Raw genomic sequence first — 25,216 nt, 5'->3', positions numbered from 1 at the left:
AGGGATTCAGGCGGACAGATTATTCACCCTCCGTGTCTCTGAGCCTCCGTGGCTGCCGTTTAATCGTGACGACCGCATTGATTTTTTTAGGTGCAATGGTTACATGGCCTTCACGGATATACGCAGGAGCGCTCTACCTCTCTGAGGTTTCCGTGCGCGCCGGGTACCACGCGTTTTCCATGTCAAATTCATGGCGGGACAGCTATGCAAAGGCGATGAAGGAAGACCTCTTTTTCCGGGACGAGAGCTTCAGCCCCGACAACGATCACGTCTATTATTCCGACAACGTGAACGCATCGGCAGGGAGTGCCGGCGGCGGGTACCCCGTGATAACGCTGGAATACATGATGGGCATAAAGCCCGAAAGCGTTCCCCTGCTCGATTCGATCGAAACCCTGCAGGGCTTTCGCGGCATTCGGGCCGGCGTATCGCTCTCATGGTACCCTGTTACCGATTCCGTGAAACACGTTTATCATGGTTCCATTATCTACCACAATTCCGAAGCGATCGCCCCCGAACCCGCGGACATCGCCTACACCGGCACGATCGCCCTGCGCGAGGAGCTCTTCATCCTCGCGCCGTCCATGAGCCTGGCGTGGTTCCACGAAAACGGCGTCGCGCTGGGGAGCTGGAAAATGAAACTCGTCCCCTTCGCCGGTCTTGAAGCGGGCATGGCGATAGTGAGCGGCTCGCGTAAAATCACCATGACCTCCGACCTCCTCCACCTGGCGTCGACCGGCCAGGACCGCCGCGTGAGCGCCACAATCCAGGAAAGTTTTTTCAACGGCGTCTCCCTGCGCACGGGACTCTTCGCCGGCGGCCGCCTCGATTTGGGCGGGGGAAGATCCGTCGAGCTTCGCGCGGGCTGGATCCGCCAGGAAACACCGGTGACCATGAACCGGAGCGGAAGCTGGAGCGAGACTATCGACGGCGCGACCTACACGCGCCGGGTTCACGACGAATCCAGGAGCGCCGTCTTCTCCCAGACCGGCTTCCTGGCGACAATCGGATACTCCCAGAGGCTGCGATGATGAAACGATCCATTGCGAAACCGTGCATCCTGGCCGCATTGCTCTTCGTTTCCTGCATGGGCACCGGCGACATCGAACCGATGAAATCGACGATGGACGATTCCGCGGTGGGCCGGTTCATGCGCGAGCTTGGACCCGGGGAGATGGACGTCCTATTGAACGATCCCAATGACCCGGCCGAGCCCGGCCTCCCGATCGATCACCTGCTGTACCTGATAGACAAATGCTCGGTAGACAAGATGGTCGAGGTGGTGAAGCGATGCGGGGCCCGCAAGACGCTGCACCTGATGAGCGCGATCCGGAGGCTCGGGTGCAACCGTCCCGTTGCCGGGTATCCGCTGGGAAGGTACGACATCCCCGGAACGCACCGCTGCGCGGACTGCGGCCTGGACGATTACAATTATCTCGATGCGGTGGCGCGGCTCGTGGACGGCATGGTGAACGCCGGAAAGCTCGTGAGCGTAATCAACCGCCTGGGGCTCGAATATGCGGATCCCGCGACCGACGACGCCTACATGGAAAAGCTCGCCTTTCTCATCGTCTACCTGGATGACCCGGTGAAGATCATCGCGCTGGTCAACGGCGTTATCGACGCCAGGGATATCGTGTTTTTCATCGACCAGATGGACGCCGGCACGGCGCCGCCGGTGAGTACCCCGGACATCGTCTCCGGCGCGCAGCTCAGGGGGCTGGGCGTCGTCGTGGCGCTCTTCCGGGGCGTCGTCGATCCGGGCAAGATGCATTACCTGGTCAACGGCGCGAGGACCGTCGAGGGGCCGGGGGACGACGCTGCGCAGATAGAATATCTGCGCCACAAGCTGTTGCCGGTAATAGCAGGCGGGACCGATCCGACGACCACCTGGATCAGGAAGCTGTCTGTCATGATCAACGGCGTGACCCGCATGGAGCGCCTCCGCTCGCTCATGCGCTCCCTTGCCGTCGCCGATATACCCCTGGTCGTAGACGTGTGGACGCGGTGCGACAGCCCTGACCTGGCGCCGCCCCATGAAAACAGCATAGGCACCATGGCGCGCGTGGTCGACGGCGTGGAAGACCCGGCGAAGCTCGTGACCATCATGGGCGGCGTTACGCCTGCGCACATGGCGGGACTGGTGAACGGAGTCGCGGCCGGATCGAGACTCGACGACGACGGCAACGCCGACGCCGGGGCCGCCGGGAGAAAACTCGCGGCGGTGATAGACGGAACGGCCGACATCGACGATCTCGTGTTCGTGATGAACAACGTTTCCGCGATTACCGCCATGGCGGATCTCATGAACGCGCTCAGGGTCGCGAGCGCTCACAAAGTATCCATCCTCCTGAACGACATAGAGGGTCCCAATTCGTGGAATCCTCTCCTTGGCTCCTCCGCGACCGGCGTGGGAAAGCTCGTCAACATGATCGACAACGTCACGACCCTCGCCGATACCGCGCGGCTCCTTGACGGCGTGGGCGATCCCGCAAAATTATCCGGCCTGATAAACCTGATCGGAAATTCGAGTCTCCTGGTCGGTTTTATCAACGCCGTGATCGCGGATCCGCGCGCGGACATCGCCGACCTCACGGGCCTCATCAACGGTCTTGATTTGTCCGACGTCCCCAAGACGGCAAGGATCATCTCCGACCTGAACGGCACGCGGGACGCGCTCATGGCCTCGCTCATAGCCCCCTACGCCGCGGATGCCTCGGCGGGCCTGGGCCACGACCACATGGCGGGGCTGATACACTCAATTGGCGCTTTAGACGAGGCGGGTCGGTTGGCGGGACTTCTCGCGTCGCTCAACCCGGTCCTTGCGTACAACGGCTCGTCCGTCACCGTACGCGAGGGTCTCGTGCGCCTCATGAGGGCAGGCGTCGTCTACCAGGGACGGGCGTTCCCCGGCCTTGGGTCCGTACACGTCGCCGCCATGATCAACAGCGCCGACGGCGCAGCCGACCTCGCCGCCGTAATGAACGGAACGGGCATCGAGATGATGGTGCCCATGATCGGATGCGGCGACCGGGTGGGCGACCCGGGCGGCGACGGCCTGCCTCCCTTCGATCCGGATTTCCGCACGCCGTGTACTGCCTGCGGCATGGGATGGTGAGGAAGCACTACTGACTCTGCTTTTCCTGAGGGCGCCCTTCATGGGGGATGATTGACGGGATAAGGAAGCAACCGCGAATAGACGCGAATTATTTTTTAGATTCGCGTCTATTCGCGTGCATTGGCGGTTAATCCGCCATTTATCCCCACCATCTTTTCCATCCCCACCCCTCCCCCACCCTGCGCCCGCACCGATACGCTTTGTTCACGCAAAAGCTTTCATGAACGACGCTCATCGTGGTAGCGCCTTTCATAGGAGATGAGGAGATGAAGGATTAACGGCGATAGAAGAGATAAAGAATAGGATAAATCCATGTTGACGTAATTGGTGCTATGATTGTTGTATGCTGTAAGGTGTCCGGCAACGCGACGATGCGTCGTGATTCCGGCGGAACGCGGGAATCGAGCCGCCGGGCATACCGCATCGAATGGGCGCCATGAGCTGCACTCTATGAAAAAATTCCTTCTCTCGCTCCGGCCCTCCATCCTGGGGCTCAAGCTCACGTCCTACTTCGTGGTATTCGGGTTCATCATCGGGTACCTCTCCTTCATCTTTGTCACCACCGCGTCATCGCGCCACGGCCTCCAGGTGATCTCCTCGACCCTGATTCCGCTTATTCAGAACCTGACCGATACCCGGGAGGGCGAGCTCATAGAAACGATCCTCGACCGGGAGCACCCGGGATTTTCAAGGCTCTTCCGCTACCTTGAGAGGCCCGACGATCCGGGGCACGGGGACGTACGCGGCACCCTGTATTTCCGCGGCACCACGGACAGGACATGGCGTTCCATCCGCCTTGACGATAAAAATATTTTCAGGAGCGCCGCGGTGAGCGATATCGTCGCGCGCGGCCTCGACAAGGCGAACCGGCACAGCCTGTATTCCGATTCCGCTCCCTTCTGGGGAAAAGGCGATACCGCTGCGCTGTTCATCAAGGTTCCCGGATTCGGCAGCAGGTACACCTACATCATCCGGATGGAGACGAACCGCCGGGGCCTCAGCTCCTTTATCAAGCATGACGTCCAGGAATTCATTCTTTTCAGCATCGTCATCCTGGTGGTATCCCTCGTCCTGGGAAAATTATTTTCCTGGCGGATACTCCGGCCGATCCGCGCGCTCTCGGACACGGCCTCGCGGCGCGCCTCGGGGGAGACGGATTCGTCCTTCCACCTCGCGCGCCGCGACGAACTGGGCGAGCTCTCGATCGCCCTCAACACGATGTCCCGGAACCTGGACGCACAGATCAGCGAGATCGACCGCCGAATGAAGACCATGGACACAATGAACATGATCGACAAGGCCGTGCTCTCATCGGTATCCCGCGCCGACCTTCTCGACCGGGTGATCGGCATCGTCTCGGATCTCTTCACGAGCGCATCGGTCGCGCTCGCGCTCTACCGTGAAAATGAAAAGGGTTTCGAGGTGCTCTCGCTCTACCGGCACGCGGTGAAGGGGATACTGGGAGAGCGCCCCTTCGTTCCCCTCGCGGACCTGGACCCGGGACACGCGCGCAACATCACCGACCTCTACCAGTTTATCTGCGGCTCCGCCGCCGAATCGTCGGGCGTGCTCTACTCATTCTGTTGCGGGAGGATTATCAACGTCCCCATCTACCTGCGCGGCGGCTACCTGGGCTCGCTCGTGATCGGAAAAGACGACCCCGGAGATTTTCCCGCCGCGACCATCGAATCGATCACGATGCTCGCCGACCAGGTGGGAATCGCGCTTCACAGCGTGAAGGAATTCGAGGAGAAGGAAAAGCTCTTCATGGGCATCCTCATCGCGCTCACCCGCGCGATCGACGCCAAGTCGAAATGGACCGCCGGCCACAGCGAACGCGTCGCGAAGTACGCGGAGGAGATCGGCATGCACCTGGGCCTCCCCGAGCCCGATCTCCGGGCGCTCACCTTTTCCGCCCTCCTGCACGATATCGGAAAGATCGGCGTCTCCGAGCTCATCCTCGAGAAGCCCGCGCGGCTTACCACGGAAGAATACGCGATCATCAAGACGCATCCCCGGGAAGGCGCGCGCATTATCGGCGATATTCCCTCTTACGGGAAGATCCTTCCCGGCATCCTCTATCACCACGAACACTGGGACGGGAGCGGTTATCCCGCGGGACTGTGCGACGAGGCCATTCCCCTCACCGGCCGCATCATCACCCTCGCCGACGTCTACGACGCGATCACGGCGAACCGTCCCTACCGCAGCGGGATGAGCGGGGACGAGGCGATCGGCTTTCTCAGGGAGCAGGAGAACCGGCTGTTCGATCCCCGCCTGCTCGGGATATTCCTGGAGATACTCGCCGACAGGCCCAAAGGTGAACTAAAATGATCACATATCCTGCAAAAATAACATTTTCAAAACCGGATCAATGCTTCCTTGTAGTATTTCCCGATCTTCCGGGCTGCCTGACGTATGGGGATGATCTTGACTCGGCAATCGCGCACGCACGCGAAGCATTGACGGGATATCTCGAGTCTATCGATCTTCGAAAAATCGATGTCCCCCAATCTTCGAAGATCGCCGGAAAAAACGTATACTATATTGAACCCGAAAAAAGGGTTTCCTTCGCCCTGTGGCTTAAAATGAAGCGAGCCGAACAGGGACTCTCACAAAGGGACATGGTCCGGCTTCTTAAGATAGAAGTCCAGAGTTACCAGAAATTCGAGAACCTGAAAAAATCGAACCCCACATTGAAAACCATAGCAAGGGTTGAAACCGTTTTACACACGCGAGTTCTCGCCGTGTAGCACCGTGAAGCCGATTTCCCCGGAGGTGAAGGCGCGGATTCGAATCCGCGCCTTCATTGACAAAAATCCATGTTGACGTACCTGTTCCGCATGTGCATGATACTTGTGGGAAATCGGAGTCGGCGACAAATGCAAAAATTCACACAGGTGTTCTCAAATCCGACATCTACTTCCCGCGGCTTAGTTCGATAAAGAGGGTTTATGCAGAAGCGCCCGTTTTGCCGTCTCGTAGTCTCACTTGCCGGTCCGGATTTGCGCGCATTCCGGCGCCTCTGCATGGTCCTCGCGATCTCCCTCATCCTGTTACCGCAGAACTGCGCCACCTCGCGATTCGGCAGGACCTCCGCCGTTGACCTGCCGGAGCTCATCGACAGCCCGCTCGCTGTGCCGTTGCCCGCAATCGAAGACCCGACTGGTTCGCTCGCGCCCTTCTACCGCAAAGCGGCTGCCCTTCTGCGCGGCACGCGCAAGACGCCGCTGCGTATCGCGTTTTACGGCGATTCGAACATGACCAGCGACTACATCTCCGGAGAGATGCGCCGCACCCTGCAGGCGATGTACGGCGATCCCGGACACGGCTATGTGGCCCTGGGCCGGCCCTGGTCCTGGTATAAGCACATGGACGTGCGCCACGACGTGGACCAGAACGGCTGGATAAGCTACACCGTCACGACGGAACCGGCCCCGGACGGCTATTACGGTTTCGCCGGCATATCCGCGCAGAGTAAATTTCCCGGGGTCGTGACCTGGGTGGAAACGGCGGCGGACGACAGCCCCGTGGGCAAAAGAGCGGGACTCGTCGAGGTGCATTACCTGAATTATCCGGGCAACGGCACGTTCAAGATCCTCCTGAACGGGAAGGAATGGCAGGAGGTGGATACCAACGACGACCATGTCTCGGCCGGCGTGAAACGGTTCGCCCTTCCCGAGGACGGGCCGGCCCGGCTGGAGTTCAAGGCAGGGGAGCGCCCCGTGCGGCTTTTCGGCGCGGCGCTGGAGCGCGACGCGCCGGGATTCATCGTGGATTCGCTCGGGGTGGGCGCGCACAACTGCATGTTCATGCTGACCCAGGACAGGGCCGTGATGGAGCAGGCGCTTAAAAACAGGGGGTACGATCTCATCATTTTCCTGACGGGCACCAACATGTGGAACGCCGAAATGCATCCCGTCTGGATGCGCGAGGTGATCGCGCGCCACCGCGCCGCCCTGCCGGACGCGCCCATTCTCCTCATGAGCCCCCCGGACTGGGTGGAAACCGCGGACAACCCGGTGTCGCATGAGCGCATGATCCAGTGCGGCCTTGAGAAAAGACAGATCGCGCTGGACAACGGCACCGCGTTCTGGGACTTCTGGAATGCCATGGGCGGCAATGGCTCCGCGTACCGCTTTTACTGCAATGGATTCTGCCAATGGGACCTAGTGCACCTGACCCGGACCGGCGGGGCCTTCATGGGCAGGCGGCTCACCCGCGCGCTCTGGACGGGGCTTCGGGATTACATGGCGAAAAACCCGGACGCGGGACGGGAATAAAACCGCCATGACCCCCACAAACAACAAGTACCTTCGCGAAGAATACACCGCGCGCATCAACCGCGTGATGGACTATATCGACGCCCATATCGACGCGGACCTCACGCTGGAGGCGCTCGCGCGGGTCGCCAATTTCTCACCGTATCATTTCCACCGCATCTTCCGCGCGATGATGGACGAGCCGCTCTTCCAGTACATCCAGCGCATCCGCCTGAACAGGGCCGCGACGCAGCTCGTCGACAATCCCAAAAAGCCCGTTACGCGCATTGCGCTCGATTGCGGCTTCTCGGGATCGGCCGCCTTCGCCCGCGCGTTCAGGGAGCTTTTCGGGATGAGCGCCTCCCAGTGGCGGCTTTCGGGCGGGGAAAATGTCGCGCGGGAAAGGCCCGAACGCAAGCCGGGTAAAACGAAAAGCAAGACGGGCAACACGCTCCGCAAGCCGGGGAAAGATTCCCGGGAGGCCTCCGTGTATGGTAAGCGAAATTCAACCATACGGAGGAAAAGCATGAACGATAAGGTTAAACCGAAGGTCGAGGTGAAGGAGCTTCCCGCGGCCACCGTCGCGTACGTACGCAACGTGGGGCCCTATAAGGGCGACAGCGCCCTGTTCGGGACGCTCATCGGGAAGCTGTGCGCGTGGGCCGGTCCGCGCGGATACCTGGGGTCCGACACAAAGCTCATCGCGGTGTACCACGACAATCCCGAGATCACGCGGGAACCGAATCTCCGCCTGAGCATGTGCCTGCCCGTTCCCGGGGACACAAAGGTGGACGGCGAGGTCGGAAAAATGGAGATCGCGGGGGGCCGATACGCCATCGCCCACTTCGAGCTCGCGGGTGACGAATACGAAGCCGCCTGGAAAGCGGTTTACGGGGACTGGCTTCCCGGAAGCGGGTATCAGCCCGACGACCGGCCCCCGTTCGAGATATACTACAACGACCCCAAGACCCACCCGCAGGGAAAGTGCATCGTGGACATCTGCGTGCCGGTGATGCCGCTGTAATTCCGTGAAGCGCTGCCCTCCGGATTTTCATCCGGGAGCCCGTACTCTTTCCGGGTTCCCGGATTTATGCCGGCATCAAGCCGATTCGGTGCCTGCGACACTTTCATCCGGGGCAATTCGACATACCGGAATGTGCGCGGATGCGCCGGGCCGGCAATCTCCCGGCATCAGGAGAACAACAATGTCCCACCTCCAGAACAGCCAGTACGGGGACTCATCGAACTTCAATGCGCGCTTGTACCTTCATTACGCGTTCAGCGGCAACACGTATCCCTGGCCAAGGTGGGTGTTCGATCGATTCAGGAAGGACGAATATCTCACGGTGCTGGAGCTTGGATGTGGAAACGGCTACCTCTGGCGGCTCAACGCCGACCGGATCCCCCGGGGATGGAACATCGCCTTGTCCGACTTCTCAGAAGGCATGCTTGAGGCAGCGCGAAGCGGCATCGGAAACAGCATTGCAGGACTCAGCTACGAGGTAATCGACGCCGGGACCATACCCCGGGACGACGGGAGCCTTGATATGGTAATCGCGAATCACATGTTGTACCATGTTCCCGACAGGAAAAAGGCCTTTTCTGAAATTCGCCGGGTTCTTGGACGCGACGGCGTCTTCTACGCGACGACGATGCGGGACGGCTATATGAACGAGATGAGGCGCATCATACGGGACTTCACTGCCAAGCCTGCGGCCGGCGAAAGGCCTAATCCGATAATTAAAAATTTTTCGATCGAAAACGGCGGTGCGCAGCTGAGCGGATACTTCGGCCGGGTTACGCTCGAATTATATGAAAACACGCTCAGGGTGACCCAGGCGGGGCCATTCGTGGATTACGCGTATTCCCTTCAGGGAATGCATGGTGAAAAATCCGTGCTTGAGGAACATCGGCGGGATGAATTCCTGCATTTTATCGAACGGGAAATCGCAGAGCGCGGCACAATCCATATCCCTTCCGATTCCGGTATGTTCACCTGCCGTCAGGCGTAAGCACTGCTGGGGAGAGGGGTCCGGCGTGCGCGCGAAGACCGCGCACGCTGGTTCAAGCTTTCAGTTATGACATCATCATCTCGCCGGCGATCCTGTCCGCCGTTTCTTTCATCACGGTCATGTTCCCGAAATCGTACCTGCCGTCCCGCACCGCCCGCGCGAGCGCGTCAAGGCGCTCCCGGCGTTCCGCCGCGAAGGCCTCGTCCTTTTCGCGGACGATCGCGCCGAATTCCCGAACCTGGGCGTCCGTGAAGACGCCGGGTGTTCTCATCCAGCGGGGCAACCGCTCCAGGTCAAGCCTGCTGCGCGCCTCGTCCGATATTTCCACCTGGTCCGTTCCCCTGTCCGCGCGCGCGGGCTGCCTGAGAAAAACGGGTGATCCCTTCGTTTCTCCCCGGTAGGGGTTGCGGTCCAATATTCCTGTCCTGTTTATAATCATGATCTTTGCCTCCCTTTGAGTATCGATGTGACATAGTTATTATCGGAGGATGCACACATATGTTTAGCCATATTTATGTGTAGTTTGAATTTTTTTAGGGGGGGGGCGCCATCCGGGCGGGCCCTGAAAGTCGCTGTATCCGGGCCCGCTTTACCTGCTGCGATAGAATCGGTCCTTGGGTATGCCGGTGACCTTCACGGCCTCGATGATGTTGTCGTTGAAGTGCTCGAGGATGCTGGCGATGATCTCTTTTTCCAGGGTTTTAAGGCTCAGTTTCTCCCTGATTATCCTGTTCCTGATCTCCGCTATAGCGCTCTCACCGGCGCCGAGACGGCTGTCACTGTCGACCTTGTAAAACAGGTACTCGAAAGCTTCCGGACCGATAATTTTTTCATGGTCCGACAGGTGCAGCAGGGCCCTCTTGATGACGTTTTCGAGCTCCCTGACATTGCCGGGCCATGAATATTCCTTCAGCCGCGCGATCGCCCGGTCCTCGACCTCGACGTTCTTTTTCCCCAGCTCCCTGCCGAAACTATTAACCAGGTAGCGAACGAGGTTTTCCATATCCATGGTTCGCGCGCGCAACGGGGGCAGGTGAATCGGATAGGTTCCGATTCTATAGTAGAGATCGCTTCTGAACCTGTTCTCCCGCATGGACTTATCGAGGTCCCTGTTGGTAGCGCTTATCAGTCGAAAATCGACGCTGATGCTTCTTAGTGCGCCCAGCCGTTCCACTCGTTTTTCCTGCACGGCGCTGAGCAGCCTCGTCTGCATCTCGGGGCTCAGCTCGCCGATTTCGTCGAGGAACAGCGTTCCGCCCTGGGCGAGCTCGATTTTACCGGGCTTCTCCCTGTCCGCGCCCGAGAACGCCCCTTTCGAAAAGCCGAAGAGCTCGCTCTCGATCAGGTTTTCCGGGATCGCGCCGCAGTTTATTTTTATAAAGGGCTGTGCCCTGCGCGCGCTCATGAAATGGATGGCCCGGGCCAGGGCCTCCTTGCCGGTGCCGGTCTCGCCCGTGATGAGCACATTTTCATTCGTGGGGGCGATGTATTCCGCTTTCCTGTAAACTTCCTTTAAACCGCCGTCGATCCCGATAATCGAATCGTTCAGGAAATTCAGCCCCTTGAACGCCTCTTCGCAGATAAGCCGCATGCGCACAACCCTCTCGCGTTCATCCCTGGCCGTCGCGCACGACGTTATCGCCGCGTCGATGAGGGCCTTGAAGGGAGCGAGCTTCAGGGGCTTTTCGACCACCTTCCTGATGACGTCGCCGTTGATGCAGTCCTCGAGCAGGTCTTTTTCCGCGTACGCGGTAAGCAATATTCCGTAATGGTACCTGTCGTTCCTTTTCGCCTCCAGGAGCAGGTCCAGGCCGTTCATTCCCGGCATCTTGTAGTCGGAAACAATAATGTCGAAGTATTCATTTTGAAGGGCCTTCCACGCGTCACGCGGATCCAGGAATGTGCGGATGGAATACCCCGAAAGGTAATCCCTGATGCTTTCGAGAATGATCGCCTCGTCGTCGACTACCATGATGGAGAAATCGTTCATATTCATTCCTTCGCGACGATGGTGAAGACAGTTCCTTTGCCGGGCTCGGAGTCGACCGTCAGATCCCAGTCCATTTTTACGGCCAGGTTTTTCACGATGTTAAGCCCGAGTCCCACTCCACGGCCGACGTCCTTCGTGGTATAGAAGGCGTCGAATATCCTGTCCCTGTGTTCATGCGGAATTCCGCATCCCGTATCGGCGACCCGGATGCGCGCGGCGCCGTCCATCCTCTCCGCCGCAATCGAGATGGATCCCGTTCCCGAAATGGATTCCATGGCGTTGGCGACGAGGTTATCCAGTATCTGTCGGAAGGCGTCCCTGTTACCCATGATCGAGACGGCATTTTCGATATCCGTATCGAAGCGTATCCGACCCCCATTCCGTTCACGATGCTCCGCGACGACTATTCGCGCCGTCTCCCCCACATCGATGGGTTCCTTCTCCAGGGTTTTATTCGAGTACAGGATCCTGATATTGTTGACGATTCCCTCTATCTTCTCCGCGCTTTCATGGATATTACGGAAATACCGGAGCACCCTTTCGTTTGCTCCCAGATCGGTTTCGTCGATCAGCCTTTTCAGGTTGTCCAGGGGTCCCGTTATGCCGGATAACGGGTTGAAAATTTCATGCGATATACCGCCCAGCAGCATGCCCAGCGACATGAACTTGTCCCTATCGAAGGCAGCTTTTTTCAGGTCCTGGTATCTCAGGATGGAATCGATCTTGGAAATGAGTTCCTCCATGACGAAGGGCTTGAATATGTAATCGATCGCGCCCCTGTTCAGGCCGTCGATCCTGTCGTCGCTGCCGGATTTCGCGGTTACGAACACGAACGGGATGTCCCTGTAGCCGGGCAATTCCGTGATCTTCTCGATAAAGCCGTACCCGTCCATCTCGTCCATCATGATATCGGATATGATGACGTCAGGCGGCGGCATTCCCGCGAGCTTTTCCAGCGCCTCCCTCCCGTTGAGCGCCGCTGTCACCCGGTAGCGCTCCCCCAGCCTGGTGCGCATGAGCGCGAGAAGGTCCCGGTTGTCCTCGACGACGAGGACGCTGCTGCGCGCTCCCGTTACGGGAGGAACGTCGGGCAATTCCCGGAAATGCGGGACGGTGTCCGCAGGCCTGACCGCGAGCATTTCACTGTGTATAACGTCCCCTTCGATGGGCCGATATTTTTCCAGCACAACGGTGAAGGTCGTCCCGGTGCCCGGTTCGCTGTCGACGCGTATGGTACCACGGAGCGATTCCACGATGCTTTTCACGATTGAAAGCCCCATGCCGATTCCCTGGATATTGCGCTTATTGTGGGTCACCTGGAAATACGGTTCGAATATATTCCCGAGCTGCACCCTGTCGATGCCGATGCCCGTATCTTTCACCAAAAACGAAATCTCGTCGTCATCCGATTTGAGCGCGACATGAATTTGTCCGCCCTTCCTGTTATACCGGATGGCGTTTTCTATGAGGTTGTTGATTATGCGCTCTATCGCCAGTGGGTCGGCCTTCGCGAACAGATCGCGTTCGATGTCGGATGAAATGGTGATTTCCTTGCCGTACACCATGCTGGCGAAGAGCTCCGTTTTCTGGCGCAGTATATCGGAGAGCCGGGATACCTGCGTATGATCGTAGAGATCGGCACCGCGCTCGAATTTCAGCACATCGAAGAAATTCACCATGTCGGCGAGGAGCTTGTCTATGCCCCGCCTGACCACCTTTATCTCGTCGCTCGATCCGTGGATGCGGATATACTGGTCCATGTAATTCGAGATGAGCGTGAGCGGCGTCTTTATTTCGTGCGAGAGGTTGGTGAAGAAATTCGATTTGACCTTGTCCATTTCCTTGAGCTTCTCGTTGGACGCGCGGAGCTCGTCGGTGCGATCCCTGATCTTGTCCTCGAGATGCACGTTCAGGTCCGCAAGGTCGTTCTTCATCACGTGGATCGTGTCGGCGAGGGCGAACGAGAGGATGGCCACTTCGAACACGGTGCCGATCTGCATCGAGTACGCGGTCAAGAATACATCCGGCAGGATCGTGAACGTTTTAAGCGCGTACATCAGCGTGCCGATTATGTAGAGCCCGAACGCGGCGACAAAGAACTTGATCCGCCTGACCCAGGGTCCCGGGGTGAACAGCAGCACCAGCGCGATCGAAACGCCCACAACGGCGAAAACCACCACGAACGCAGAAATCACTAAATTGCCGATACGGTAGTTTCCCGTCACCAGTGTCAGCACCGACATGACAAGGCCGGCCAGGGCCAATATTTTGAACGACCTATCCGCGTATTTCATCAAGGGCCGGTCCTGGTCCATAGTTCGCAGGAAATACCTGACGAACTGGAAGATGGCAAAACCGGTCAGGCCCATAAATACGGGATAGGAGATGACGGCCCACCAGACCTGGTTGGGCCAGAGATACTGGAACGAGATTCCATGGAGATTCATCATGAGCAGGCTCATCACGACGATGTGCAGGCTCAGGTAGAGATAGGTGACATCGCGGATCGAAAAAAACAGGAAGAGATTGTACAACGCCATGATAAGCATGATGCCGTAGAACATCCACAGGACGATGTCCTCGTTGTAGATCTTCTCCCTGAAAGCCTCCCGCTGCCAGATAACGGGCCGGATGTTCATGGCGCCTTCGGTTAAGTAACGCAGGTAATACGTTTCCTGCGTGCCCGCCCTGATTTTCAGCGGCACTACCAGCGTCCGGTATATCACCGGCCGGTCGTAAAAGGGTTTCCTGTTCCCGATTTCGGTGATCCGGAATCCCTCCTTGTCCGGTTCAAAAAGCTTCATGTCGTTGATTAAGATATAATTCTGCTCGATGTAGACTTCCAGGTCGTGCCGCTCTTCATTCTTCAGCGCAAACCGCGCCCAGTACGCCGATTTCGTAAATCCTAATGCGGGGTTTTCGGCCTTCGATTTTACCCACCTCGCGTCGTTCCCCGGATTACACAGCGATGCAATGCTTTCTATCGCATCGGGATCTTCATGAAGCTCGAGATGCTTTCCCAGCGGGATACTCTTCGTGGCGTCGGTTATTGAAATGGGGTCGGAAAAGAGCGGGCGGGCGTACAATCCGGTGAGTATGATTACACAGGCGATCATTCTATATGAATTTTTTCCCGCGCCGCCGGGGCACACGGGCTTCCTCTTGCCTGCGATAAAATGGTTCATCTCATGGTCCCGGCCGATATCACATTGAGCGACATGCCACAAGTCCTGAAAATGCGCGCCATTCCGCGGTTCCCGCGATCACGGAACTTCCATCGGTTGCGTTTCCCCGGGTTATGTATTTTTGGTGCGGCTTGGGGTTCGATCCAATTATTCCAGGCGGAGCCGGTTTTCTTCTAAATTGGATGCATCACGCTGTCAACAGTTATTCGCAATTCGCGAAATAAGTTCGCATTACCGGAATGCGCAATTGCGGTGAGTAAATTGCTGTTCGATTAATACATACACAATTCCTGGAATGTCGAAATAACTGCCAATTACATGAACATAGTAAATCAATGTGCTCAAAAACCACCTCGAACAAATCAGGTCCGATATTTTCCCGGATGGCATGATTCATGCTTTTAGAATATCGACGCCAATTAAAAAGCCAGGCGGGCCTTTTATGATCATCATGGAGGAATCATGAAGAAGCAGAGGCGTTTCACCATACTTCTGATATTTGTGCTGGCCGTAGCCCTCAACCTTGTAGGCTGCGACAGCGGCAGCAGCGGGACGGACGCGGAGCCAACGGTATACACGGCCGGGAGTTATATTAATGGATCAATATCAGTACCCTGCTACTGGACCGGCACAACCAGGACGCCTCTTGCAGGCGACGGCACACATGATGCGGTTGCGAATTCGATTTTCGTATCAAGCGGGTCAGTCTACGCTGCCGGATATTACAATGATGGCTCGAAAAACATACCCTGCTACTGGGCCGGCAATGTGCTCACGCCGCTTGCGGGCGACGGCACGCATACATCGGAAGCATATTCGATCTTTGTATCCGGCGATACCGTATATACTGCCGGTTATTACTTTGATGCGACAAAAGTGGTTCCCTGTTACTGGACCGGCACAACCAAGACGCCCCTTGCGGGTGATGGCACGCACGATGCGGTGGGAACCTCGATTTTCGTATCGAGCGGCATTGTTTACACCGCAGGGTACTATAATGACGGATCGAAGGACATACCTTGCTACTGGATTAATTCCACCAGGATTCCACTTGCGGGAGACGGCTCGCATAGTGCACATACCCTCTCGATCTTTCTGACGGAAGGCAAAGTCTATACCGCGGGATATTTTAAAGATGCGACAAAAATGATTCCCTGCTATTGGACGGGGACCTCAAGGACGGATCTCGCGGGTGACGGCACACATAATTCGAGCGCAGCGTCAATTTTTGTCTCGGACGACACCGTGTACACTGCCGGCAGTTATAACGACGGGTTGAAAAACATACCCTGCTATTGGACCGATACGTCGATGACGCCCCTCGCGGGTGATGGTGCGCACTTCGCGACCGCAACCTCAATTTTCGTAGCGGACGGAACAGTCTACACTTCCGGGTATTACAACGACGGATCGAAATATATCCCATGTTATTGGACCGGCACCGAGAGGACCGATCTTCCAAGATTTTCTTCTTATAACGCGGTAGCAAATTCGATCTTCGTCGAGTAGCCGGACCCCACTGGAGGAAGGAGAAGGAATGCGCATTCAAGGAGAGATCCGGATTATTTATGAATCACAAAACATGTCTTTATACGGCATTGGTATGTAGAGGAGATGAAGATTATGAAGATTCAACTGAAATTTGCATTAGTTTTAATGATTGCGGTATCGTTGGCTTTTACTGCCTGCACTGGAGATGGTGATAGCGGAGATGTGACGGTACTGGAAATCGGCAACGAGTTTCAAGGTGGAAAAATGGCGTACATACTTGAGTCAGGCGACCCTGGATATGATGCTAATGTGCAGCACGGTCTGATCGCGGCTACCGAAGACCAGAGTACAATAATAATGTGGGCTATCGCGGCTTTCCAGTCAACAGCAGTCCCGGACACTGGAACCGCACTTGGAACTGGTTCTGCAAATACTGATAAGATCATTGCACAAAATGGAGCAGGTAGTACCTACGCTGCAGGTTTGGCTCGCGCATACAACGGCGGCAGTTATACCGACTGGTATTTGCCATCACTTAATGAACTTAATCAACTATACCTTAATAGAGTAGCAGTTGGCGGTTTCGCTGATAGCGCCTATTGGAGTTCGTCTGAGGACAGTGCTGCCAACTCGTGGGTCCAGGTTTTTAGCGATGGCAGCCAGCTCAACGCCGATAAGGGTGATGGAATTCGTGTTCGGGCTGTTCGGGCATTTTAACAATTTAACTATTTTCTTTCCCGAGGAGTTGGAGCGATGCCTGGGTACCACGAAGACCGATCTTGCGGGCGACGGCGCACCTGATGCATATGTAATGTCGGTATTTTTTCAATAACCTGGTCGAATGAGCAAAAAGGAGAACCGGTGCATTTAACAGTAACAGGGTCATCCGGGGCGGGTGCTGGGCATTCGGCGACAGCGACCTGCACGTGGGCACGCCATTCGCAGGCAACGCGTTCGACGAAACCAACTGGCGCGGGCTCCGCGTTGCGAGGAGCAGGTGAGCGCCAGAAACAAAATCGAACCGGTGTGTCGGCGGATATGAGATGAATCGGAATTTTCGGTTTGCGACAGGATGACCCGGAGGTTCCGTCGTAAATTTCGTGCTGAGGATTGGTGAATGATTATGAGTGAAGCGAGTGTAGCCATGATAAGAAGATCGTATCGACGCACGATACTTGCCGGGATTCTCTTTTCGCTGATCGTCTTTATCACCTGCAGTGATGAAGGCGGTGATGGAGGACCGAATGCGGGGGACAGGAAAACTTTTACCATCGCCCACACGGCGCTTGGCTGGAGCATGGTTTACGTTCCGGGCGGGACATTTCCAACGAAGGCGGACGACAGCGCCACCGGGACCGTAGCGGACGCCTGCTGGATAGGCGAGACGGAAGTGACGTGGGAATTATGGGATGCCGTCCGGTCCATGGCAAGCTCCCACGGTTACGCATTTCAAAATAGCGGGATGAAGGGAAATGATGGCGCCGCGGGAAAGACCGGCCTGCATCCGGTGAGCATGGTAAGCTGGCGCGATGCCATGGTGTTCTGTAATGCGCTTACCGAATGGTACAATTCATACAACGAAACAAGCTACGCGTGCGCCTACACCTATACGGGGCTGATAAATCGAGATTCCTCCGACGCGACCGCGTGCGACAACACCGTATTTGATTCCTCCGCCACCGGGTTTCGTCTCGTCATGAAAAACGAGTGGGAACTCGCGGCACGATGGAGAGACGACGCGACCAATTCGGTGAGTGGATACGATGATCCGTATTTCACCCGCGGTAGTTCCGCGAGCGGCGCGACCTCGATCTACAGCGATGCTGCCGCGACAGGACTGGTGGCGGTTTACGCGGCCAATTCCGGGACATCGACCGCGGAGGTGAAAAGCAAGACGGCGAATTCGCTCGGCATTTACGACATGAGCGGCAACGTGTCCGAATGGTGCTTCGATATGTTCTCCACAACCATCACCAGCAGGGTCATTCGGGGAGGCAGTTGGTCCGAAGTGGCTCAATCCGTGCAAGTCGGCATGTCAGTATCCTTGGCCACGGGTGCCGCAAACAATCATGTCAGTTTTCGTATCGCGAAAAAGGCTCCTTGAAAATCCGATTAAAGTCGCCACGCGGAAGGCGCAAAGACCGGTACAGGAATGATTTATCTGATTTGGTGCACGGCGCACGCGTGGGCTTTCATGAGAACGAAGGGAATTGAACATGATCGGAAAAAGCGAATAACCGATGTCCCTTAAGGAGGGGGTATGAAGAAACTGGAATTGAATTTTCTGGCGCGGATTTTAATCGCCTTATTAGGCGTTACGCTATTATTCATCGGATGCGACGGTGGCGGAAGCGGCAATAGCGGTCCGCACGATGTCTGGACCTGGATGACGGGAGAATCCGGTATAAATCAAACGAGCGTGTACGGCACGCGGGGAGTCCCCGATCAGGCAAATACGCCGGGGATCCGCACGGACTCCGCCTCCTGGATGGACGGAAATGGGAATCTCTGGCTATTCGGAGGTTACGGGTACGATACGAACGGAAATGCCGGATCCTTGAGCGATCTATGGAAATATGACGGCACTAACTGGACCTGGGTTTCGGGGGACAACCTGTGTAACCATTCGGGCATATACGGAACCCGGGGTACCGCGAACCCATCCAACAACCCGGGCACGCGCAGCCAGGCGGTATCTTGGATCGATGCAAATGGAAATCTATGGCTCTTCGGCGGAACCGGGTATGATGAACCAGGAAACACCGGATATCTGAACGACCTCTGGAAATTCGACGGCACCAGTTGGACCTGGGTCTCGGGGGACAAAGAGGTGTACAAGGCGGGCGTGTACGGCGATTTGGGGGTCGCAAATGAGTTCAACAAGCCGGGATCCCGAACATGCGCCACATCCTGGATCGATGCGGGCGGCACTCTCTGGCTATTCGGCGGAATAGGATACGATGACGCTTCCCACAACGGATTTCTGAACGACCTCTGGAAATTCGACGGCACCGACTGGACCTGGATCTCCGGGGATATCTATGGCGATCATGGGGGCACCTTCGGAACTAAAGGCGTCGCGGATGCGGCAAACAAACCGGGGTCCCGCTACGGCGCCGTCCCCTGGATCGATAAGAGCGGCAACCTCTGGCTCCATGGCGGATACGGTTTCGATAAATGGGCTACCGCCGGCATGCTGAATGACCTCTGGAAATTCAACGGTTCCCAATGGACCTGGGTTTCGGGGGATGATGAAGGGAACCAGGCCGGAGTTTATGGCACAAGGGGAACCGCCGGTGCCGCCAATAAGCCAGGAGGAGGTTACCGGGCTGTAAGCTGGACGGATGGAATCGGCGACTTCTGGCTCTTTGGCGGATACGGAAACGATAAGGACGGGACAGCAGGGTACCTTAACGCCCTCTGGAAATTCGACGGCACGAAATGGACCTGGATCTCAGGGGAAGACGTGAGAGACCAGTCGGGGGTCTACGGCACTAGGGGAGTCGCCGATTCCGCCAACACCCCGGGCGGACGAAGATATATGATTTCCGGTATCGACGAAAACGGAAACCTGTGGCTCTATGGCGGATACGGCTACGACAAGAATGGAACCCTGGGTTATCTGAGCGACATGTGGAAATATATTCCCTGAGGGGCGGCGGATTTGCGCACCTTACAACGCGCGCACACCCTTCCCCGCGACGCCGCGCATCGGCCCGAAATGCCGTACGACGCGCCGCCGCGGGACAGGTTTCCTGAATCCGCGTCTATTTTTCGGCGAGGGCCTTCATGTTGGACAGGCCGGTTTCGAAATCCTTGCCGACCATCCTGTCCACGTTGAAGAAGATATGCATGAGCTTGGCGAAATAGTTGTTTTTCCCGTGCATCATCCAGGTGACGTTCGTGACGCCCCCCTTCGCTTCGAGCGTGAAATTGACGGCGTTATGCGCCTCCATGGGTTTCAGGAAATCGAGCTTGATCGCGATCTTTGAAGACGGAATCGCGTCCGTGATCTCCATACGCCCCTTGCCGACATCGCTGTTGCCTTCCCACTCGTACACGGATCCCTTGCCTGTCGCCGCGCCGCTCAAAGTACGCTTCATCGCGGGATCGAGCTTTTCCCACGGCGACCATTTCCCCCAGTTCCGGAAATCGTTGACGAGGGGGAATATTTTTTCCGGAGGGGCTTTGATGGCCGCCTCACGCTGTACATGGAACGTGTCGGGCCTTGTCGCGGCGAATATGAGCAGGGCCGCGATCAGGACGACGATGACGATAACGATTTTCTTTACCATATGATCCTCCTTGTTTTGTGATGCCGTTTCGATATAATGCGCCCGGCCGGCGGGGGAATAATCATGACTTCGTTCCCGCAGGCCGGTACGTGAGCAGTACGATCCCGCACCTGAACGTCCTGGTTTTCAGCAGGTCCAGGTCGAGTCTCCCCTTGAGTCCCGCGAACATGGATTTCCCCTCCCCCACCACGACCGGGTTCACCATGAGCCTGAATTCATCGATCATGTCGATCTGCGCGAGCGAGGCGACGAGCCCGCCGCTGCCGAAAATGACGAGGTCTTTCCCCGGCATATTTTTCAGGCTGCGTATTCCCTCTTTCGTGACGTCGCGGACGATCGACGAGTTATTCCAGCCGGCGGATTTGAGCGTTGTGGAAAATACGATCTTGGGAAATTCGTTCATCGCGCTCGTGATGGCCGGGTCCTCCGTGGTCGCAGTCGGCCAGAACGAGGCCATCGTCTCGTAGGTGACCCTCCCGAACAGCATCGTGTCGATACCGCCGATCAACTCCTTCGAATACGAGGCCGTTTCGTCATCCCAGAGAAACCAGTCGATCTCCCCGCTGGGTCCCGCGAAATACCCGTCGAGCGTCATGTAGTTCGATACGATTATTTTTCTCATGATGCCGTGTCACCTCCCGCTTACTTAAGAATATCCGCGAACTTGTCCAGGGACTGGTTCCAGCCAGTGCGCATGTCGTCCAGGTTCTCCTCCGGCGGCAGCCCGGCGTGGTGCAGGGTGAACGCGGTCTTGTCGCCGCGATCCTCGAACGTCACGGTCACCTCCAGCTCCAGGGGGAAATCGGGACTCATACCGTAATGCGCGGCCGAGACCACGTTTCCCTTTTCGTCCGCGAAGCTGTCCGTCGCGACTATCCGCTCCATGGGCTCGATCTCCTTGTACACGCCCGTGCTCCAGTAGTCCTTCCCGTCGGGCGCGCGCATGCAGAGCAGATACGTTCCCCCCACGCGAAAGTCGATCCGGCTGAAGGGCGCGGTGAAATCTTTAGGCCCCCACCATCGCTTCGCGCTCTCCGCATCCGTCCATGCCTTCCACACGCGCTCGCGCGGCGCGTCGAATATGCGCTCGATGACGAGCACCTTTCCCTCGATTCCCGTCGCCTGCTTACTCATCGTGGCCATTCTGTGCCTCCGTTTTTTTCATATAAAAATAATCTTCCCCTCTCGTCTCTGCCGGATCGAATGCTCCTGAATGTGCGCCGCCGGATTTCATACGCTCCGTCAAGCTTATCGTTGCTGCAATGACGATCGGGACATAGAATCGCTTTCGTCCAAGCGCGGGAGGAAGCGATTATAATGTATCAAAATATGCACGTGCTGCCGCCGAATCAACACGGGCTGTGGAAAAAATATCTTTTCGCCGAAATCGCGGATATCGGTACTCGCCAGGGTATCTTGCTCGATTTCTGATTGCAATTTCCCCGAAGCCGCGGTTTCCTGAAACACCTGGCCGGCATAAAGACCGGGGGGTCCGATACTCACACGGGAGTTTCCAATATGCGTTTTTCAGAAATAGCGCGTCTTCGCCTCGAGGCCCAGCACATTTCCGGTTCAACATTCTCCGCTCCGGAGGACGCGGTCCTGTCGCTGGGTGCGCTCCAGGCCCAGGACTACAACGCCGCGAGGTGGGCAGCCGGTCTTCGCGCGCCCGGGACCGCGGAGGCCGCCGTGGAGCGCGCGATCGATCGGGGATCGATCGTCCGTACCTGGCCCATGCGCGGCACCCTGCATTTCGTCGCACCCGGTTTCGTCCGCACACTGCTCGCGTTATGCGCACCCCGCGTCGTCGCGGCGAGCGCCGGGCGTTACCGCGAGCTGGGCCTGGACGACAAAACGTTCGGCACGAGCCGGGAACTGATCGCCCGCGCCCTCGAGGGAGGAAAGAGCCTGTCGCGCTCGGAGGTAATGGACCTGCTGGAACGCGCGCGAATTTCCACGGAGGGCCAGCGCGGCTACCACATCATTTCCCACCTCTCCCAGACCGGGCTCCTGTGCATGGGGCCCGCGCGGGGGGCGGAACAGGGCTTCGTGCTGCTGGACGAATGGGTGCCTCGCGAGAAAACGCGCACGCGCGAAGAGTCACTCGCGGAGGTCGCGCTCGTATACTTCCGGGGCCACGGGCCCGCCACCCTCCCCGACTTCGCGCGCTGGACGGGACTCGGCCTCATGGAAGCGCGCGCGGGACTCCTGTCGGTGGGAGAGCGCCTGGAGCACGCGTCCGTCCGGGGCGAAGACTACTGGTTTGCCCCGATCCCACATGAATCCGCCGCCCGCCCCGCCCAGTCGCACCTCCTTCCCGCGTTCGACGAATTTCTGATCGGCTACGGGGACCGCGCCGCGGCCCTGGCGCAGGGGATGGAGCAGCGTGTCGTTTCGCGTAACGGCATTTTCTATCCCGTGCTCGTTGCCGGCGGCCGTGTCGCGGGGACATGGAAGCGCACGGTGAAGAAAGGACTGGTGGAAATCGAGATCGCCCCGTTCGCGACTCCCGGCGCGCGCCTGAAACGCGCGGCCGGGGAAGCCGCGGAGGCCTACGGCAGGTTCAAGGGCCTGCCCGTTTCGCTGTCATGGAAGGCATAGGGGAAAGCCGTCTTCGCGGGACGTTGGCTCGTGCCGTTTAAAAGAAGGAACGTGTGTCTCAGCGTAAAATGCCAGCTATCATGGCGATAAAATCCTTCATCTCCTCGTGGAGTCGTACAACATCCGTCTTCTGGTAATCAATGAAATCATCATAGTCTCCCCTGGTTCTCATTTCGAAGGCGGTATTGACTATCCTTCCGAAGCGCCTGTCCACGGCCCCCTCTTTTACGAAACGTTTGTTGAACCAGCCGATGAGCTGAAGGTGTTTCGAAGTTGTGAATCCTTCTTGCAGTGCCAGAGCCGAAAGGGCGTGAAAAATCCCGTAATAGATCCTATTGACTGCGGTGACATAGTGTCCGTTATTGATATGGGTTTGTACTTCTTGTACCAGGCCTTCGGCCTTTTGGAGTCGGTGATGGACAAGCGCACGGCGGTCTTCGTCATTCAAAGTCATATGTGCAGGCCGGTCTCAAGCGCATGTTGAATATAAGGCTGCTTACCTCGAAGAGTCGCGAGGTCTTCAACTGAGAGGACCTTGGCGTCGATCAAAATATCACGATCCAGGTCAATCTCGTAGCAGATGTCATAAATCTCCCTCTCAATTGCTCCGTTGGCATTCTCGCGCAGCACTATCAGAACATCATAATCTGAATGCTCTGCCGAAGTCCCTTGGACGCGTGATCCAAACAATATGATAGTATGGACAATATCGCCCATGCGGTCGGTGATCCGCGCGCGAATATCTTGCAGTAGTATTTTATTGTCAGTGCTCATATTCGATTAAAGGTAAAGGCTGAAATCTGTCTTGTCAAGATGTATCCGATATTGAAATCGGCAGAAAATAATTTTTATTATAGGTCAGGTCTTATGCGGTGCAATGATCGCCAGGCGGACCGGATAATAAGCTTGCGCCGATCTCCCCATCCGCTATAATGAGTACGGTTAAATACCGGGCACCCGCGCCTGGTTAAATCAGGAGGACCGATCCCATGAGAAAAGGCTTAATAGGACTGGCGATCATTATCGCCGCAATAATAACCATTGCATTCGGGTACTTCTTTTTCCAATACCGCTTCTATACGAAGGAAGACCCGACCAAGTGGGAAGACGACATCAAGGCCATCGAGGCGCGCACGGCGGGTTCCCCGCTCAAGGGCAGGGCCGTCGTGTTCATCGGATCTTCGAGCATTTTGAAATGGGAGAGCCTTGAGCGCGATATGGATCCCGTTCCCGTTATACGACACGGGTTTGGCGGCTCGCGCATCAAGGACTCGACCTGGTTCGTGCCGCGCCTCGTCACCGCGTACCATCCCCCCGCGGTGGTGCTGTACGCGGGCGACAATGATATCTATTTCCGCGATCTCTTTGGCGCGAAACCGGACACGGCCGGGCAGTGCCTTGAGGACTTCAAGGTCTTCGTCGCGGCCGTGCACCGGGACCTGCCCCGCATACGGATTTACTTCGTCTCGATCAAGCCCTCGGTCGACCGAATGAAATTCTGGCCGCAGATGAAGGCGGCCAATGAACTCATACGGGATTTCTGCGCAAGGGACCCGCGGCTCGCCTATATCGACATCGCGACCCCCATGATCGCCGGGGACGGAACGCCGCGCGGGGAATATTTCCTTGCGGACGGTCTCCATCTCAACGAAGCGGGATACTGGCTCTGGACGTCCATTATCAAACCGGTGCTGCAGTGAACGATTATTTTCGCTGAGAAGAACGATATTAAGGAAGATCGCCATGAAAAAAAATACGGGCAATGCGTATCTGGGCTTTTTAATTCTGGTCATGCTTGTCCTGCCGCTGGTGTCCGTGCTCACGGAGGCGGCGTTGAACGCCGATGCGCCGTTCACGATTGAGCCCGCGGGAAAATGGTTCCTTTTCTGGGGAATCGGGATGCGTCTTCTCATCGCCGGACTCAGACAGGCCCTCAATCCGGTGTTCACCGCCCGGGATATATTCAATATAACGGATGTCGCAAGTCATGCCCTCGTAAGGGAACTGGGATTTTCCAACATATGCCTGGGTCTGCCCGGGGTCGTTTCCCTCTTTTTCCCACACTGGCGCCTGGCGGCCGCGTGTGCGGGGGGACTTTACATGGGCATCGCGGGAATTCAGCACGTTTTCAAAAAACCAACCGGATCGAACGAAATCACGGCAATGATATCCGACCTCTTCATTTTTCTCCTCATGGCGGCATATGTGCTGACGGCGGTGTTGTGTTGAATTATGCGCGCGTCCGGCCCGGCGCCGGGCGCC

General features: G+C 57.2%; 22 protein-coding genes. 14 read left to right on the top strand and 8 right to left on the bottom strand.

Annotated features, from left to right (window positions below; translation table 11 throughout):
- Positions 1–95 precede the first annotated feature (95 nt).
- The 7 genes from EPN93_21075 (at position 96) to EPN93_21045 (ending at position 9,392) form a co-directional block, all read left to right on the top strand.
- Entirely contained in the window at positions 96–1,031 is a 936-nt protein-coding gene (locus EPN93_21075) for a hypothetical protein (GenBank protein TAL29583.1), read from the top strand.
- Positions 1,031–3,118 carry a hypothetical protein gene (locus EPN93_21070; protein TAL29582.1) on the top strand — a complete coding sequence of 696 codons (2,088 nt, stop codon included), beginning with the start codon at positions 1,031–1,033 and terminating at the stop codon, positions 3,116–3,118. Before EPN93_21075 ends, EPN93_21070 begins: the two co-directional genes overlap by 1 nt.
- Positions 3,119–3,568: 450 nt before the next feature.
- A complete protein-coding gene (locus EPN93_21065; GenBank protein TAL29581.1) occupies positions 3,569–5,452 on the top strand; it encodes an HD domain-containing protein in 1,884 nt (627 codons plus the stop codon).
- Positions 5,449–5,871 carry a type II toxin-antitoxin system HicB family antitoxin gene (locus EPN93_21060; GenBank protein ID TAL29580.1) on the top strand — a complete coding sequence of 141 codons (423 nt, stop codon included), beginning with the start codon at positions 5,449–5,451 and terminating at the stop codon, positions 5,869–5,871. Before EPN93_21065 ends, EPN93_21060 begins: the two co-directional genes overlap by 4 nt.
- A 201-nt stretch (positions 5,872–6,072) precedes the next feature.
- A complete protein-coding gene (locus EPN93_21055; protein ID TAL29579.1) occupies positions 6,073–7,401 on the top strand; it encodes a hypothetical protein in 1,329 nt (442 codons plus the stop codon).
- Positions 7,402–7,408: 7 nt separating this feature from the next.
- Entirely contained in the window at positions 7,409–8,404 is a 996-nt protein-coding gene (locus tag EPN93_21050; protein TAL29578.1) for an AraC family transcriptional regulator, read from the top strand.
- A 130-nt stretch (positions 8,405–8,534) separates the two neighbouring features.
- Entirely contained in the window at positions 8,535–9,392 is an 858-nt protein-coding gene (locus tag EPN93_21045) for a class I SAM-dependent methyltransferase (GenBank protein ID TAL29577.1), read from the top strand.
- 64 nt (positions 9,393–9,456) lie between these two features.
- On the opposite strand, the gene EPN93_21040 is transcribed toward EPN93_21045, so the two are convergent.
- From EPN93_21040 to EPN93_21030, 3 genes are all read right to left on the bottom strand, one after another.
- The gene (locus EPN93_21040) at positions 9,457–9,831 is read right to left on the bottom strand and encodes a hypothetical protein (protein ID TAL29576.1); all 375 of its coding nucleotides are present in this window, start codon (positions 9,829–9,831) and stop codon (positions 9,457–9,459) included.
- Between the two features lie 150 nt (positions 9,832–9,981).
- On the bottom strand, positions 9,982–11,388 hold the full coding sequence (locus tag EPN93_21035) for a sigma-54-dependent Fis family transcriptional regulator (GenBank protein ID TAL29575.1): 1,407 nt from the start codon (positions 11,386–11,388) through the stop codon (positions 9,982–9,984).
- Positions 11,385–14,567, bottom strand: a complete 3,183-nt coding sequence (locus tag EPN93_21030) for a response regulator (GenBank protein TAL29574.1) — start codon at positions 14,565–14,567, stop codon at positions 11,385–11,387. The genes EPN93_21035 and EPN93_21030 overlap by 4 nt, the downstream gene beginning before the upstream one ends.
- Before the next feature lie 462 nt (positions 14,568–15,029).
- Between EPN93_21030 and EPN93_21025 the strand changes: the two genes are divergently transcribed.
- The 4 genes from EPN93_21025 (at position 15,030) to EPN93_21010 (ending at position 19,710) form a co-directional block, all read left to right on the top strand.
- Positions 15,030–16,076 (top strand): hypothetical protein, encoded by a 1,047-nt coding sequence (locus tag EPN93_21025; GenBank protein TAL29573.1) that lies wholly within the window; start codon positions 15,030–15,032, stop codon positions 16,074–16,076.
- A gap of 105 nt (positions 16,077–16,181) precedes the next feature.
- On the top strand, positions 16,182–16,775 hold the full coding sequence (locus EPN93_21020; protein TAL29572.1) for a DUF1566 domain-containing protein: 594 nt from the start codon (positions 16,182–16,184) through the stop codon (positions 16,773–16,775).
- A 400-nt stretch (positions 16,776–17,175) separates the two neighbouring features.
- On the top strand, positions 17,176–18,162 hold the full coding sequence (locus tag EPN93_21015) for a hypothetical protein (protein TAL29571.1): 987 nt from the start codon (positions 17,176–17,178) through the stop codon (positions 18,160–18,162).
- Between the two features lie 156 nt (positions 18,163–18,318).
- Positions 18,319–19,710 (top strand): galactose oxidase, encoded by a 1,392-nt coding sequence (locus tag EPN93_21010; GenBank protein TAL29570.1) that lies wholly within the window; start codon positions 18,319–18,321, stop codon positions 19,708–19,710.
- A 115-nt stretch (positions 19,711–19,825) separates the two neighbouring features.
- On the opposite strand, the gene EPN93_21005 is transcribed toward EPN93_21010, so the two are convergent.
- From EPN93_21005 to EPN93_20995, 3 genes are all read right to left on the bottom strand, one after another.
- Positions 19,826–20,353 carry a polyketide cyclase gene (locus EPN93_21005; GenBank protein TAL29569.1) on the bottom strand — a complete coding sequence of 176 codons (528 nt, stop codon included), beginning with the start codon at positions 20,351–20,353 and terminating at the stop codon, positions 19,826–19,828.
- 61 nt (positions 20,354–20,414) lie between these two features.
- The gene (locus EPN93_21000; GenBank protein TAL29568.1) at positions 20,415–20,975 is read right to left on the bottom strand and encodes a dihydrofolate reductase; all 561 of its coding nucleotides are present in this window, start codon (positions 20,973–20,975) and stop codon (positions 20,415–20,417) included.
- A 20-nt stretch (positions 20,976–20,995) separates the two neighbouring features.
- On the bottom strand, positions 20,996–21,487 hold the full coding sequence (locus EPN93_20995) for an SRPBCC domain-containing protein (protein ID TAL29651.1): 492 nt from the start codon (positions 21,485–21,487) through the stop codon (positions 20,996–20,998).
- 384 nt (positions 21,488–21,871) lie between these two features.
- On the opposite strand from EPN93_20995, the gene EPN93_20990 reads away from it, so the two are divergent.
- Positions 21,872–22,954, top strand: a complete 1,083-nt coding sequence (locus tag EPN93_20990) for a winged helix DNA-binding domain-containing protein (GenBank protein TAL29567.1) — start codon at positions 21,872–21,874, stop codon at positions 22,952–22,954.
- 58 nt (positions 22,955–23,012) lie between these two features.
- Here the strand turns inward: EPN93_20990 and EPN93_20985 are convergent, their stop codons facing one another.
- A complete protein-coding gene (locus EPN93_20985; GenBank protein TAL29566.1) occupies positions 23,013–23,408 on the bottom strand; it encodes a HEPN domain-containing protein in 396 nt (131 codons plus the stop codon).
- A complete protein-coding gene (locus EPN93_20980; GenBank protein ID TAL29565.1) occupies positions 23,405–23,728 on the bottom strand; it encodes a nucleotidyltransferase domain-containing protein in 324 nt (107 codons plus the stop codon). The genes EPN93_20985 and EPN93_20980 overlap by 4 nt, the downstream gene beginning before the upstream one ends.
- A gap of 215 nt (positions 23,729–23,943) precedes the next feature.
- On the opposite strand from EPN93_20980, the gene EPN93_20975 reads away from it, so the two are divergent.
- Positions 23,944–24,654, top strand: a complete 711-nt coding sequence (locus EPN93_20975) for a hypothetical protein (protein ID TAL29564.1) — start codon at positions 23,944–23,946, stop codon at positions 24,652–24,654.
- 43 nt (positions 24,655–24,697) lie between these two features.
- Entirely contained in the window at positions 24,698–25,183 is a 486-nt protein-coding gene (locus EPN93_20970) for a hypothetical protein (GenBank protein TAL29563.1), read from the top strand.
- The last annotated feature ends 33 nt before the right edge of the window (positions 25,184–25,216 follow it).

The sequence above is a fragment of the Spirochaetota bacterium genome, assembly GCA_004297825.1.
Taxonomy (GTDB): Bacteria; Spirochaetota; UBA4802; order UBA4802; family UBA5368; genus FW300-bin19.
This window is presented reverse-complemented; position numbering and strand designations above follow the sequence as displayed.

Bases quoted from the DNA above. Each gene is read 5' to 3' on its own strand.
- EPN93_21065 (TAL29581.1), top strand. From the start codon at position 3,569: ATGAAAAAATTCCTTCTCTCGCTCCGGCCCTCCATCCTGGGGCTCAAG.
- EPN93_20970 (TAL29563.1), top strand. From the start codon at position 24,698: ATGAAAAAAAATACGGGCAATGCGTATCTGGGCTTTTTAATTCTGGTC.
- EPN93_20980 (TAL29565.1), bottom strand. From the start codon at position 23,728: ATGAGCACTGACAATAAAATACTACTGCAAGATATTCGCGCGCGGATC.
- EPN93_21015 (TAL29571.1), top strand. From the start codon at position 17,176: ATGATTATGAGTGAAGCGAGTGTAGCCATGATAAGAAGATCGTATCGA.
- EPN93_20985 (TAL29566.1), bottom strand. From the start codon at position 23,408: ATGACTTTGAATGACGAAGACCGCCGTGCGCTTGTCCATCACCGACTC.
- EPN93_21010 (TAL29570.1), top strand. From the start codon at position 18,319: ATGAAGAAACTGGAATTGAATTTTCTGGCGCGGATTTTAATCGCCTTA.
- EPN93_20990 (TAL29567.1), top strand. From the start codon at position 21,872: ATGCGTTTTTCAGAAATAGCGCGTCTTCGCCTCGAGGCCCAGCACATT.
- EPN93_21040 (TAL29576.1), bottom strand. From the start codon at position 9,831: ATGATTATAAACAGGACAGGAATATTGGACCGCAACCCCTACCGGGGA.
- EPN93_20995 (TAL29651.1), bottom strand. From the start codon at position 21,487: ATGAGTAAGCAGGCGACGGGAATCGAGGGAAAGGTGCTCGTCATCGAG.
- EPN93_20975 (TAL29564.1), top strand. From the start codon at position 23,944: ATGAGAAAAGGCTTAATAGGACTGGCGATCATTATCGCCGCAATAATA.
- EPN93_21030 (TAL29574.1), bottom strand. From the start codon at position 14,567: ATGAACCATTTTATCGCAGGCAAGAGGAAGCCCGTGTGCCCCGGCGGC.
- EPN93_21020 (TAL29572.1), top strand. From the start codon at position 16,182: ATGAAGATTATGAAGATTCAACTGAAATTTGCATTAGTTTTAATGATT.
- EPN93_21000 (TAL29568.1), bottom strand. From the start codon at position 20,975: ATGAGAAAAATAATCGTATCGAACTACATGACGCTCGACGGGTATTTC.
- EPN93_21025 (TAL29573.1), top strand. From the start codon at position 15,030: ATGAAGAAGCAGAGGCGTTTCACCATACTTCTGATATTTGTGCTGGCC.
- EPN93_21060 (TAL29580.1), top strand. From the start codon at position 5,449: ATGATCACATATCCTGCAAAAATAACATTTTCAAAACCGGATCAATGC.
- EPN93_21075 (TAL29583.1), top strand. From the start codon at position 96: ATGGTTACATGGCCTTCACGGATATACGCAGGAGCGCTCTACCTCTCT.
- EPN93_21055 (TAL29579.1), top strand. From the start codon at position 6,073: ATGCAGAAGCGCCCGTTTTGCCGTCTCGTAGTCTCACTTGCCGGTCCG.
- EPN93_21035 (TAL29575.1), bottom strand. From the start codon at position 11,388: ATGAATATGAACGATTTCTCCATCATGGTAGTCGACGACGAGGCGATC.
- EPN93_21070 (TAL29582.1), top strand. From the start codon at position 1,031: ATGAAACGATCCATTGCGAAACCGTGCATCCTGGCCGCATTGCTCTTC.
- EPN93_21050 (TAL29578.1), top strand. From the start codon at position 7,409: ATGACCCCCACAAACAACAAGTACCTTCGCGAAGAATACACCGCGCGC.
- EPN93_21005 (TAL29569.1), bottom strand. From the start codon at position 20,353: ATGGTAAAGAAAATCGTTATCGTCATCGTCGTCCTGATCGCGGCCCTG.
- EPN93_21045 (TAL29577.1), top strand. From the start codon at position 8,535: ATGTGCGCGGATGCGCCGGGCCGGCAATCTCCCGGCATCAGGAGAACA.